Annotated in this window: 11 protein-coding genes; 3 read left to right on the forward strand and 8 right to left on the reverse strand. The window is 70.8% G+C overall.

The genetic code is table 11. From position 1 onward, the window contains the following. Positions 1-53: 53 nt before the first annotated feature. Together ASF78_RS20150 and ASF78_RS20155 are read left to right on the forward strand one after the other, a co-directional pair. The gene (locus tag ASF78_RS20150) at positions 54-866 is read left to right on the forward strand and encodes a hypothetical protein (protein ID WP_235518725.1); all 813 of its coding nucleotides are present in this window, start codon (positions 54-56) and stop codon (positions 864-866) included. 100 nt (positions 867-966) lie between these two features. Further along, on the forward strand, positions 967-1,845 hold the full coding sequence (locus ASF78_RS20155) for a phosphotransferase (protein WP_056593776.1): 879 nt from the start codon (positions 967-969) through the stop codon (positions 1,843-1,845). Positions 1,846-1,902: 57 nt separating this feature from the next. On the opposite strand, the gene ASF78_RS20160 is transcribed toward ASF78_RS20155, so the two are convergent. The 8 genes from ASF78_RS20160 to nrdH form a co-directional block, all read right to left on the reverse strand. Further along, positions 1,903-2,202 (reverse strand): DUF1540 domain-containing protein, encoded by a 300-nt coding sequence (locus tag ASF78_RS20160; protein WP_056593779.1) that lies wholly within the window; start codon positions 2,200-2,202, stop codon positions 1,903-1,905. A gap of 124 nt (positions 2,203-2,326) precedes the next feature. Continuing rightward, the gene (locus tag ASF78_RS22860) at positions 2,327-3,148 is read right to left on the reverse strand and encodes a DUF2510 domain-containing protein (RefSeq protein ID WP_056593782.1); all 822 of its coding nucleotides are present in this window, start codon (positions 3,146-3,148) and stop codon (positions 2,327-2,329) included. A 95-nt stretch (positions 3,149-3,243) separates the two neighbouring features. Next, positions 3,244-4,086 carry a DUF2510 domain-containing protein gene (locus ASF78_RS22865; RefSeq protein ID WP_200940664.1) on the reverse strand — a complete coding sequence of 281 codons (843 nt, stop codon included), beginning with the start codon at positions 4,084-4,086 and terminating at the stop codon, positions 3,244-3,246. A 113-nt stretch (positions 4,087-4,199) separates the two neighbouring features. Continuing rightward, positions 4,200-4,694: a DUF3592 domain-containing protein gene (locus tag ASF78_RS20175; RefSeq protein ID WP_056593786.1), complete on the reverse strand. Its 495-nt coding sequence runs from the start codon at positions 4,692-4,694 to the stop codon at positions 4,200-4,202. Positions 4,695-4,846: 152 nt separating this feature from the next. After that, a complete protein-coding gene (gene nrdF, locus ASF78_RS20180) occupies positions 4,847-5,827 on the reverse strand; it encodes a class 1b ribonucleoside-diphosphate reductase subunit beta (protein ID WP_056593789.1) in 981 nt (326 codons plus the stop codon). A 51-nt stretch (positions 5,828-5,878) separates the two neighbouring features. Next, positions 5,879-8,026: a class 1b ribonucleoside-diphosphate reductase subunit alpha gene (gene nrdE, locus ASF78_RS20185; RefSeq protein WP_056593792.1), complete on the reverse strand. Its 2,148-nt coding sequence runs from the start codon at positions 8,024-8,026 to the stop codon at positions 5,879-5,881. Next, positions 7,996-8,427: a class Ib ribonucleoside-diphosphate reductase assembly flavoprotein NrdI gene (gene nrdI / locus ASF78_RS20190; protein WP_056593795.1), complete on the reverse strand. Its 432-nt coding sequence runs from the start codon at positions 8,425-8,427 to the stop codon at positions 7,996-7,998. The genes nrdE and nrdI overlap by 31 nt, the downstream gene beginning before the upstream one ends. 111 nt (positions 8,428-8,538) lie before the next feature. Next, positions 8,539-8,784 (reverse strand): glutaredoxin-like protein NrdH, encoded by a 246-nt coding sequence (gene nrdH / locus ASF78_RS20195; RefSeq protein ID WP_056593797.1) that lies wholly within the window; start codon positions 8,782-8,784, stop codon positions 8,539-8,541. Between the two features lie 481 nt (positions 8,785-9,265). On the opposite strand from nrdH, the gene ASF78_RS20200 reads away from it, so the two are divergent. Next, positions 9,266-12,457: a BTAD domain-containing putative transcriptional regulator gene (locus ASF78_RS20200; protein WP_235518728.1), complete on the forward strand. Its 3,192-nt coding sequence runs from the start codon at positions 9,266-9,268 to the stop codon at positions 12,455-12,457. Positions 12,458-12,473: the final 16 nt, after the last annotated feature.

Consider the following 12,473-nt stretch of genomic DNA (forward strand, 5'->3'; position numbering starts at 1 on the left):
GAAAAGGCACCCGAGTGGCGTCACACCCGACAGGTGTTGGCCTCTCATCCAGCGTGACGACGAACTCAGGGTCCAACAACGCCCTCTCGGGAGCTGTCCCGACGGACGCCTTGCCCGCGACGCTCCGGGAGCGGTGGCGCGACGAGAGCGTCGGCTCCGTGTGGCTGCGACCGTCCGACTGGTACCACCCGGCCGTCGACGCCCTCGCGCTCGCGCTGCTCACGTCGGGCGACCCCGCGGGCGCCGCCACGGAGCTGGGCCATGCCCGCGGCTACGACGGCGTCGGGATCGGCGAGACACTCGACGACCTGGCCTGCCTGTACCGGACTCTCGGCGCCGCCGAGCCGCCGCTGGCCGTCCTGCGCGCACTGTGCGAGGGCTGGGCCGACGCCCAGGCGGGCGCCATCGTCGTGGGTGCCGCTCTGGATCCCGAGTCCGGGCTGCCGAGCAAGCAGTACCTGGCGCTCCGGCTCGGGGAGACCTACCGCGACGCCAGCCTGCCCACCCAGCGCGCCCGCACCGTGGCCGACCTGGGGCACCACCTCGTGCTCATCGACGTGGCCACCGGCGACGTCGACCCGTTCACCCGGGCCGCACGGTCCGCCGCGGTGGGCGCCGCGATGACCGTCACCTACGGCGACGGCCACCCGATGGCGACGCTCGGCGGCGGCGTCTTCGCCGTCCTCGCGCGTGCCGACGAGGACCCGCACCCGCCGCTCGAGGCGCTCCACGCGGAGATCGCCCGGCGGTGCGAGCTGCTCGAGGTCCGCGCGTCCACGCGGCAGCCGGTCCGCGTCTGGATCGAGCCGCTGCCGTCCACCCACGAGCAGGCGGTGCGGATGCTCGACCGCGTCGCCCGGCCCTGATCCCGTCTTCTCGACAGGTGTCCGGGAGGTAAAGCGCAGGTCAGGGACTTCTTGGTAGCCGACGGGGGACATCTCGGACGAATGCGTCTACCGTCGATCCATGAACTCCGCTGGACTTGCTCCGAGCGACCCCACGACGCCTTCAGAACGAAGGGCCGCAGAGGTCGCTGAGTCGTACCCGCCCGACCTCCCCACCCAGCCCGACCGTCGGTCGACCGTTCCTGTCGACCAGCCGCTCCCTCCCGTCGACGAGGCGCTCGCCGCCTCCGCCGAACCCGGCCCGATCCTCGCCTCCGGCGCGACCGCCGACGTGTTCGCCCTCGACGACGTGCACGTCCTGCGCCGCTACCGCTCCGGCACCGACGCCTGCTCCGAGGTCCACCTGCTGCGGCACGTCGTCGCGCACGGCTTCCCCGCCCCCGCCGTCCTCGAGGCCAGCGGCCCCGACCTGGTCATGGAGCGCCTGCACGGCCCGACCCTCCTGCAGGCGCTCGCCGCCGGTGAGGTCTCCCTGTCCGACGCGGCCGGCATCCTGCACGACCTCCACACCCGCCTGCACGCGATCCCGGCGCCGGCCGGGTGGGGACCGGACCACGCCGAGGCGTGGCCTCAGGTCACGTCCGGGTCGGTGGTCGTCCACCTCGACCTGCACCCCGGCAACGTGTTCCTCACCGAGACCCACGGCCCGGCGCTGGTCGACTGGGCCAACGCCCGAACCGGCACACCGGAGCTCGACGTCTCCCTGACCGCCCTGATCATCGCCGAGGTCGCCGTCGACGCCGGCGGGGTGTACTCCCAGGCAGCCCGGGCGCTGCTCGCGGCGTTCCTCGCTGCCACTGACGTGGACCCGCTCGCCGAGCTCGACGTGGCGGCCGCCCTGCGCGCTCAGGACCCCTCGCTGGTCCCTGGTGAACGTGAGCTGGTGCCCGCGGCCGCGGTCCTCGTCCGGGACCTCGTCCAGGTGGCGGCGCACCCCTGACCTGCCGACACGACGACGGCCGCCCCGGTCAGCGGGGCGGCCGTCGTCGTGTCGGGGTCAGCGCGGGCTGAACGTGAGGCAGTCCGCCTCTTCGTGACCGGCGCCCACGCGGATCGAGTCCGCGGTGCACTCGAGCGACGTGTTGTGGACGCACTCGGCACGCTGGCAGGCACCGACGTGCGTGATCACCTTGTCGAGGCCGCCCTTGGTACCGAGCGGGAAGAACGTGGTGCACTGCGCGTCGCCCGTGGTGCCGCCGATGTTCACGGCGGCGGCGTGGCAGTGGGAGTGGTCGTTGTACGAGCAGCCGGCGACCGAACACTCGGCGACTGCGGGCATGTCCATCAGGGTGCTCATGTCGACCTCCGTGGGGCGGGACGTGCGTGCTTCTCTCGACGGTAGACCCGTTCCGCGCACCCTGCCTAGCAAGGAAGGCCTGGCTTACCCGCAGGTCAGCGGCACAATTCAGGTGAGGCTGTCCTCACAAACGGGACGTGCGGAGCCGGTCGACGATCGCCTTCACCGCCAGCACGACGCCGACGGCACCGAGCAGGGGGAACGTCCACAGGAGCCAGCCGGGTCCCTCCCCCACCGGGACGGCGATGGCGGCGACCAGCCCGACCAGCACGACCACGACCGCTCCGACGAGGCTGCCGATCAGGCCCACCATCCCGACGACCGTCGCCGCACCCCGGATGGCCACGCTCGCCGCCTGGAACTGCGCCTGGGGCACCTCGGGCTGCATCCACGGGCTCTCCACCGGCGGTCGTGGCGCGACCAGTCCCGCGTCGGACTCGGGCGCCGGTCCGGTCGGGGACCAGGTCACCGGCGGCCCGGCGCCGTACGCGACGACCCCGTCCGGCCCGGGTGTGGAGGCCGAGGTGGTGGCGCGCGCCGGGACGGCGCCGTTGATCGCGTCGACGAGCAGCTGCTCGCCGAGCCCGGCGATCGACCCGAGCACCCCGCCCTTCTTGCGCAGCTGGTAGGCGGCCTCGACAGCCGCGTGGTGCTCGGCCGACACCTGGACGTCCCCGCTCGCCGAGCGTGACTGCTCGGCCAGCAGCTCAGCGAGCGGCGAGCCGGCGTACCGCTCGTCCGTGATCGGCGCGAACGCGTGGGTGACGGGCTCGTTCGGGCCGTACCAGGTGACCGGTCCGATCCCGCCGGTGACCTCCTGGCCGAGCACCGGCTTGCCCGCGGCCCGTGCCGGCTGCACGTGCTCCGTCCAGCGCGTCCCGTCCCACCAGCGGAGCATCCCGTCCCGCTGCGGGTCCGGGTACCAGTTCGGTGCGACTGCATCCACGACGGCTCCAAGGCTCAGGGGTCCGACGGCGAACGGCCGGCTACGCAGGGAAATCGGCCGTTCGTCGTCAGAACTTGACTGCGCACCCCGACGGCTCAGGGATGCGCCTTCCGCCTCCTCGAGACGAGCTTCCTCGTCTCCATCACGAGGGCGACGACCCCGGTGCCGGCGAAAGCGAGCCCCAGCATCGGCATCCCCAGGAAGGGGAGCACGGCGCTCTTCGGCTCCGGCACCCGAGCCTCACCGTCGCCGGGGCTCGCCGTCGTGTAGATGACGGCCGTGGACGAGCCGACGGGCGGGCACGTGCTGGAGGCGGAGCCGGACCGCGCCGGGTAGATCTCGCCGTCGACGACGAACACCGCCTCCGCCGAGCACATCCGGCCGCCGTCGGTGCTCGTCGAGAGATGGAGGTCGACCACGATGCCGTGCGCCGAGGTCTCTCCCGGACCCACGAACGCGGAGAGGAAGCTCGGGGCGCCGAGCACGCAGATCACGACGAGAACGAGCCCGATCACGAGCTGCGCGACGGCGCCGGCCAGGCCGCCGTTGACCTGCATGCGCTGGCCGTTCAACTCCTCGTAGGCATGCGCGGCGCGCCGAATCTCCTCCGCCCTGGCGGCAGTGACCGTGCCGTTCGGCGGCGTCCGGGCGGCCCGGCGCAGTCGCGCGCGGTCGCGCCGCCGCCGCACCCGGGTGCGGCGGTCCGGTGGCACGAGGTCCGCCCACGGCTCGGCCCCGTACGTCGGTGTGCCCGGAGCGCCGGACAGCAGCGGCAGGGCCTCGAGGCTGGCCCTGGGCTCCGGGAACCACGACTCAGGTGTCGCCGGCGCGTCCTCGACCGTCGGGCGCGCGTGCTCGGTCCACACCCGACCGTCCCACCAGCGGAGCGTCCCGACCGCGTTCGGGCTCGGGTACCACCCAGCAGGTGGTCTGGGCACGTCCACTCCCTCGGCGCCTGTCCGGCACGGTTGCGCCGGCCACCCGAGCGTGATCGGTCCGGGCGGACCGGAAGTTGAGCGGTCGGGACCCAGAACGACCGAACGGCCGTGCCTCACGCGATTGGTCGCCGCAGCCTCACGACGAACGCGCGGATCCCGAGGACGACCAGGACGAGCCCGACGACCGGCACGACGCCCAGCAGCAGCCGCGTCCCGGCGGGCGGCGGTACCCGTGCGCCGCTCGGGTCCGCCGTCGGGTAGACGACCGTGACCGACGAGCCGATCGACGGGCAGCTGCTCGACGAACGTCCCGTCCGCGTCGTGTACGTCGTCGCGTCCACCTCGAACCTCGCTACTGGCACGCACAGTCGTGACCCCGATCTCCCCGTCGTCACGTGGAGGTCGACCACCGTGCCGTGCGTCGTCGCCTCCCCCGCGCCGACGCGGTCAGCCATGATCTCGGGGACGACCACGACGAGGCTCAGCAGGAAGAAGATCCCGAGCAAGGTCATCGCGATGCCGTTGCGCGCGGCGGCGCCACTCCGGTCCCGCCCGCGACGCATGCCGGTGAGATCGAGGTCCGGGTACCGGCCAGGCGGTGTGGTCACGTCGACTCCAGTCGTACGACGGCGAGGGGCGGACTCGACTCGTCCGAGAGGGGGATCGACCGATCAGCCTGCCGAGTTGAGCCGACGCGTGGAGAACGCGAGAACGGCCGACCCCGAATGAGGCCGGCCGTTCTCGTGTGCTGGGCGACGGGTCAGAAGTCCCAGTCGTCGTCCTCGGTGTTCACTGCCTTGCCGATCACGTACGACGAGCCCGACCCGGAGAAGAAGTCGTGGTTCTCGTCGGCGTTCGGGGACAGGGCCGACAGGATCGCCGGGTTGACGTCGGTCTCGTCGCGCGGGAAGAGCGACTCGTAGCCGAGGTTCATGAGGGCCTTGTTGGCGTTGTAGCGCAGGAACTTCTTGACGTCCTCGGTCAGACCGACACCGTCGTAGAGGTCCTGCGTGTACTCGACCTCGTTGTCGTACAGCTCGAAGAGGAGCTCGAACGTGTAGTCCTTGAGCTCCGCCTTCTCGGCCGCCGACAGCTTCTCCAGGCCCTTCTGGTACTTGTAGCCGATGTAGTAGCCGTGCACGGCCTCGTCGCGGATGATCAGGCGGATCAGGTCGGCCGTGTTGGTGAGCTTGGCGCGGCTGGACCAGTACATCGGCAGGTAGAAGCCCGAGTAGAACAGGAACGACTCCAGCAGGGTGCTGGCGACCTTCCGCTTCAGGGGTGAGTCGCCGCGGTAGTAGTCCATGACGATCTCGGCCTTGCGCTGCAGGTTCGGGTTCTCCTCCGACCAGCGGAACGCCTCGTCGATCTCCTTGGTGGAGCACAGCGTCGAGAAGATCGAGCTGTACGACTTGGCGTGCACCGACTCCATGAACGCGATGTTGGTGTAGACGGCCTCCTCGTGCGGCGTGATCGCGTCCGGGATCAGCGAGACCGCGCCGACCGTGCCCTGGATGGTGTCCAGCAGCGTCAGGCCGGTGAAGACGCGCATCGTGAGCGTCTTCTCCTGCTCCGTCAGCGTCGCCCACGACTGCACGTCGTTGGACACCGGCACCTTCTCCGGCAGCCAGAAGTTGCCGACGAGGCGGTCCCAGACGTCCGCGTCCTTGTCGTCCTCGAGCCGGTTCCAGTTGATCGCCGAGACGCGGCTGACCAGCTTGAGCTTGCCGGTGGGGGTCATGTCAGTACTCGCATCTCGTCAAGATTTGGATAAAAGCGCAGTTCAGAGGGGTCACAACATGCAGCTGACGCAACCCTCCACCTCCGTACCCTCCAACGCGAGCTGGCGCAGGCGGATGTAGTAGATCGTCTTGATGCCCTTGCGCCATGCGTAGATCTGCGCCTTGTTCAGGTCACGGGTGGTCGCCGTGTCCTTGAAGAAGAGGGTCAGCGAGAGGCCCTGGTCGACGTGCTGCGTGGCCTCGGCGTAGGTGTCGATGACCTTCTCGTAGCCGATCTCGTACGCGTCCTGGTAGTACTCCAGGTTGTCGTTCGTCATGAACGGCGCCGGGTAGTAGACGCGGCCGATCTTGCCTTCCTTGCGGATCTCGATCTTCGACGCGATCGGGTGGATCGAGCTCGTCGAGTGGTTGATGTACGAGATCGAACCCGTCGGCGGGACGGCCTGGAGGTTCTGGTTGTAGATGCCGTGCTCCTTGACGAGCTCCGCCAGGTCCGCCCAGTCCTGCTGCGTCGGGATGTGCACGCCGGCCTCGACGAACAGCGCCTCGATGCGGGCCGTCCTCGGCTTCCACTCCTTGGCGATGTACTTCTCGAAGTACTCGCCCGTCGCGTACGTGGAGTCCTCGAAGCCGTAGAACTTCTGCTTCCGCTCCTGTGCGAGCAGGTTCGAGGCACGGATCGCGTGGTACGCCACCGTGTAGAAGTAGATGTTGGTGAAGTCGAGGCCCTCGTCGGACCCGTAGAAGATGCGCTCGCGGGCCAGGTAGCCGTGCAGGTTCATCTGCCCGAGGCCGATGGCGTGGCCGCCGGCGTTCGCGCGCTTGATCGACGGGACCGACTCGATGTCCGTCTGGTCGGAGACGCCGGTCAGGGCGCGGATCGCGGTCTCGACGGACTTGCCGAAGTCGGGCGAGTCCATCGACAGCGCGATGTTCATCGAGCCGAGGTTGCAGGAGATGTCGCGGCCGACCTCCTTGTAGGAGAGGTCCTCGTTGTACGTCGACGGCGTCGAGACCTGCAGGATCTCCGAGCACAGGTTCGAGTGCGTGATCTTGCCGGCGATCGGGTTGGCCCGGTTCACCGTGTCCTCGAACATGACGTACGGGTAGCCGGACTCGAACTGCAGCTCCGCCAGCGTCTGGAAGAACTCGCGGGCGCTGATCTTGGTCTTCTTGATCCGCGCGTCGTCGACCATCTCGTAGTACTTCTCGGTGACGTTGATGTCCGCGAACGGCATCCCGTACACGCGCTCGACGTCGTACGGCGAGAACAGGTACATCGGCTCGTTCTTCTTGGCCAGCTCGAACGTGATGTCCGGGATGACGACGCCCAGCGAGAGGGTCTTGATGCGGATCTTCTCGTCGGCGTTCTCGCGCTTGGTGTCGAGGAACCGGTAGATGTCCGGGTGGTGCGCGTGCAGGTACACCGCTCCGGCGCCCTGGCGGGCACCCAGCTGGTTGGCGTACGAGAACGAGTCCTCGAGCAGCTTCATCACGGGGATGACGCCGGAGCTCTGGTTCTCGATGTGCTTGATCGGGGCACCGTGCTCGCGGATGTTGCTGAGCAGGAGCGCCACGCCGCCGCCGCGCTTGGACAGCTGCAGGGCGGAGTTGATGCCACGCGCGATCGACTCCATGTTGTCCTCGATGCGCAGCAGGAAGCAGGAGACGGGCTCACCGCGCTGCGCCTTGCCGAGGTTGAGGAACGTGGGCGTCGCCGGCTGGAAGCGACCGGACACGATCTCGTCGACCAGGGAGATCGCGAAGTCCTGGTTCCCCTCCGCCAGCGCGAGGGCGACCATGCAGACGCGGTCCTCGAAGCGCTCCAGGTACCGCTTCCCGTCGAACGTCTTCAGCGTGTACGACGTGTAGTACTTGAATGCGCCGAGGAACGTCTGGAAGCGGAACTTCTTCGAGTACGCGTACTCGAAGAGCGTCTTGATGAACGCGCGGTCGTACTGCCCCAGCACCTCGGGGTCGTAGTACTTGTTCTCGACCAGGTAGTCGAGCTTCTCGTTGAGGTCGTGGAAGAAGACCGTGTTCTGGTTGACGTGCTGCAGGAAGTACGCGCGCGCCGCCTCACGGTCCTTGTCGAACTGGATCTCCCCGTCCGCGCCATACAGGTTCAGCATGGCGTTGAGGGCGTGGTAATCCAGGCCCGACGTCTCTACGCGGGTATCTGCGACTGTCGTTGCCAAAATCTTCCCAATCCCTCACGGACGTTGTGGACGTCCTCGGTCGTACCCATGAGCTCGAACCCGTACAGGTAGGGGACGCGACACTTGGTCGCGATGATGTCCCCTGCGATGCAGTAGGCCTCGCCGAAGTTCGTGTTGCCTGCCGCGATGACTCCGCGGATCAGCGCACGGTTGTCCTCGTCGTTGAGGAACTTGATGACCTGCTTCGGTACTGCGCCACCCTCGTTGCCCCCGCCGTACGTCGGCAGGATCAGCACGTACGGCTCGGAGGCATGCAGGAACGGGTCTGTCGGGCGCAGCGGGATGCGGTACACATTCACGCCTTGCGCCGGCAGCTGCAGTTTCTGCACGAAACGGTGGGTGTTGTCCGAGGCGGAGGAGAAGTAGACCAGGGAGCTCATCGGCCGGATCCCCTCACCTCGGGTCGTGCTCACATCAGACGCCTCGCGGGCGCGGAAAGGCCCGCCGAATCGGCGCGGTGTCGAGACCAGCGCCGATCCGGGGAGTCTTGGTCAGGCGACTGCCGTGGCCAGTCGGTCGGCCAGCGCCTTGATGCGGTCGGGGCGGTAGCCCGACCAGTGCTCGCCGTCGACGATCACGACGGGGGCCTGGAGGTGGCCGAGCGACATGACGTAGTCGCGCGCGTCGGCGTCCTCGCTGATGTCCACCACCGTGTAGTCGGTGTCGAGCTTGTCGAGCGCGCGGTAGGTCGCTGTGCACTGCACGCACGCCGGCTTGCTGTAGACCGTGATCGTCATGGTGGCTCCCCGTGTTCCTGTCTGCGGCACGCTCCCCCCGGAGCGTTCGCGAAGCTGTGTTCTCTGAAGCTGAAGGGCCCGTCCTCCGGGCCTGGTTCACGCTGCGACTGCGCTGAGACCGTTGTTCTGCTCTCTGCACTGCGTCGTGACTAGACACTACACCTAGGGGTCCGGCTCGCAATGGACCACTAGGGGTTGTAGTGACAAGCGTGTCATTCTTCACCCTGTGGAGAAGTTCCAGGCTACCGCGCACCACTGACAGAGGCCCGGACCAGCGACGATGCGTGGCCGTGCACAGGCATCCACAGGGGGCCGACCGGCGCCCACAACATGCTCCACAGGCAGTCCACACCCGGGCCGTCCGATTCGCCCGGAACGCCCGGCACGACACGCCAGGACCAGTTCTGCGACATGCCCGAGGACACGCCGGAGATGCACCCGAACGGCTGACCGGGTGGGGCGCCCGTCGAACGTCGGCGCCGTGCGCGATGCTGTCCCGGTGCACATCACGACGCTCGGGGCGCTCGCCGTCGACGGTCGCCCCGTCCGTGGGGACCGCCTGGTGGCGCTCGTCGGTGCGCTCCTCGACGCACGCGGCCGCGCGGTCTCGTCGTCGACCCTCGTCGAGGACGTGTGGGAGGGCATCCCGCCCGACGACGCGCCCGGCGCCGTGCAGGCCCTGGTCTCGCGCGCGCGACGCCTCGGGTTCACCATCGAGGCCGCCCCGGGTGGCTACCGGCTCCCGACGGACGGGCTGCGGATCGACGTCGTCGAGGCCGAGGCGCTGCTCTCCACCGGTCGGCAGGCGCTGCGCACGGGTGACGCCGCCAGCGCCCGCGACCTCGCCCGCGACGCGCGCGGCCTGGTTCCCGCCGTGCCCGACCTGGACGACGCGACCACGGCACACCTGCTGACCGAGGTCGTCACGCTGCAGGCCGAGGCCGGGCTCGCGCTCGGCCACGTCGAGGACCTCGTCGAGGACCTCCGCCGGTGCGCGCTGCGCACCCCGCCCGACGAACCCCTCGTCGCGCTCCTCGTGCGCGTGCTCGCCGCACAGGGCCGGGACGCCGAGGCGCTCGAGGTCGTCGAGCGGCTGCGCACCGAGCTGGCCGACCGGTACGGCACCGACCCGTCGCCCGTCGTCGCCCAGGCCCACCTCGCGCTGCTGCGCGGGGAGCTCGCGACCGAACCCGCCGCCGCCCCCGGCCGCGCCGTCGTCGCCCTGCCCGCCCCCTGGCGGCGGCCCGCGACCGCGCTGGTCGGTCGCGACGACGACATCGCGCAGGTCGAGACGACCCTCGGGCAGGACGCGCTCGTGACGATCGTCGCGACGGGAGGTGCCGGCAAGACGCGGCTGGCCGGCGAGGTCGCGCGGCGCGCGGTCGCGGCGGGCCGGTCCGTGCGGGTCGTCGAGCTGGCCGGTCTGCGCTCACCCGCCGAGGTGCTGCCCACCGTGCTCGCCGCGATCGGCGGGTCGGACGTGACCGCCGCACGCGCGGACCTGACGACCGAACGTCGCCTGCTGACCCCCGAGGACCGGTTGCGGCTCGCCGCGCAGGACCTCGACGGGCTCCTGGTCCTCGACAACTGCGAGCACGTGCTCGACGCCGCCGCCGTCGTCGTCGGCGACCTGCTGTCCGTCGCGTCCTCCGACGTGGCCGTGCTGGCGACGAGCCGCGCTCCCCTGGGACTGGTCGGCGAGTCCGTGCACCGCCTGCGGGCGCTCCCCGACGCCGACGCCCTCGAGCTGCTCGAGACGCGGGCCCGCGCCGGGCGGGCGGGCCTGGGCTGGCAGACCGACCGGGCCCTCGAGCTGTGCCACCGGCTGGACAACCTCCCGCTCGCCCTCGAGCTCGCCGCCGCACGGCTGCGGTCCATGACCGTCCAGGACGTGCTCGACGGGCTGACCGACCGGTTCGCGCTGCTCGACGACGCCCTGCGCGGGCTGCCCGAGCGGCACGCGAGCCTGTGGGCGATGGTCGACTGGAGCCGCGAGCTCCTGGACCCGTCCGAGCGTGCCTTGGTCCAGCGGCTGTCCGTCGTGCCGGGGCCGTTCACGGCCGAGACGGCGGTCGCGGTGTCGGGCGCCCACCCCGCCGACGTCCGGCGGGGACTGGCCACCCTCGTCGAGCAGTCGCTGCTCACGCTCGACGACGACGACGGCGGGCTGGCGCGCTACCGGATGCTCGAGACGGTCCGGGAGTACGGCGAGGTGCGGCTCGACGTCGCCGGCGAGCGACCGGCCGCCATGACCGGGCTGGTCCGCTGGGCCGCGGCGACCGCCGTCCGGGTCGGCGCGGACTTCGTCGGCGCCGGACAGCTGGCTGCGTTCGACCGCTGCGTCGCGGAGCAGGAGAGCTTCGTCGCCGCCCTGCGGTGGGCCGTCGACCACGGGGACGAGGCGGGTGCCGTCGACGTCGCGAGCGCCCTGTTCCACCTCTGGAGCATCCGCGGCCTGCACGTCGAGTGCGTCGAGTGGGCGATGCGGCTCCTGCACGCCGACGACCCGGCCGCACGACGCGCGTCGACCCTGTTCCACGACTCCGACACCGGGCGGGCGCTCCCCGACGCCGACCGCCTGACCACCGCGTGCGTCTTCGCGGCCGTCAACGCCGGAGTCGCCACCTCGCAGCGCCCCGTCGCGCTCGCCTGGCGCGCGATCCGGCGCGTGCTCGCCGACCGACCGTCGGAGGTGTCCCCGCGGATGCGTGCGCTCGCTGCGACGCTCCCCGCGCTCGGCTCCCCCGACGTCGACGAGAGCCTGGCCGCGGCGGAGCGGATGGTCGAGGCGGACGACGACTTCCTGCAGGGCCTCGGGCTGTTCATGCGGGCCGCCGTCCGGGAGAACGCCGGCGACCCGTCGATGTCGAGCTCCGACGCACGCGAGGCGTACCGCCGCTTCCAGGCGATCGGCGACCACTGGGGCATGGGGATGGCCGCGCAGGGCATCGGCCAGTGGGAGAGCGTGCGCAGCGGCGGCGACTCCGAGAGGTGGCTGCGGGAGAGCCTGGAGCACCTCGAGCTGGTCGGTGCCATGCAGGACGTGCGCAGCCTGCGGGTCCAGCTGGACATGCAGCGCGCGCTCGCGGGCGACGAGCAGGCCACGGCGCAGCTGCGGGAGGTGACGACCTCCACGCAGGCGGACGACGTCGACGCCGCGCAGGCCCACCTCGGCCTGGCGCAGGTGGCGTCGCAGGCGGGACGGGTGCAGGAGGCGGTCGACCACGCAGAGGCGGCGGCCGCGCTGGTCACCGCCACGCGGGTCCCCATGCACCAGGCGCGCGTCGTGTTCCTCGTGGCCGTCGCCGTCACCCACCTGCGCGTCGCGGCGCTGCCCGGCACCCGCACCACCGCGTCGGCGGACCGTGCGGTCGAGCTGCTCCGGGCGGCGGCCGCCGACGCCGCCGCGACCAGCGACATGCCCGTGCTCGGCACCTACGCGCTCGGCTTCGCGGAGCTGGCCGCGTCCCGGGACCAGGTCGACCGCGCGAACGAGCTGTGGGCGCTCGGCACGCGGCTGGGCGCCAACCTCGTGCCGTACTTCCAGGTGGGCGGGTCGATGGCCGAGCCGCAGGACGGCGAGACCGCACGGGCGCTGCTGGCGCGGTGGCGGGCCGTGCGCCCGGCGCAGGCCGCCGCACGGGTGCGGGAGCTGACGGCAGACGCCGGCTGAGACGGTCCCCCGTCCC

It is taken from the genome of Cellulomonas sp. Leaf334, from assembly GCF_001424195.1.
In the GTDB taxonomy this organism is placed as follows: Bacteria; Actinomycetota; Actinomycetes; order Actinomycetales; family Cellulomonadaceae; genus Cellulomonas.

Coding starts and splice junctions, on each gene's coding strand:
- ASF78_RS20155 (WP_056593776.1), top strand. CDS start 967: ATGAACTCCGCTGGACTTGCTCCGAGCGACCCCACGACGCCTTCAGAA.
- ASF78_RS20160 (WP_056593779.1), bottom strand. CDS start 2,202: ATGAGCACCCTGATGGACATGCCCGCAGTCGCCGAGTGTTCGGTCGCC.
- nrdF (WP_056593789.1), bottom strand. CDS start 5,827: ATGACCCCCACCGGCAAGCTCAAGCTGGTCAGCCGCGTCTCGGCGATC.
- nrdI (WP_056593795.1), bottom strand. CDS start 8,427: ATGAGCTCCCTGGTCTACTTCTCCTCCGCCTCGGACAACACCCACCGT.
- nrdH (WP_056593797.1), bottom strand. CDS start 8,784: ATGACGATCACGGTCTACAGCAAGCCGGCGTGCGTGCAGTGCACAGCG.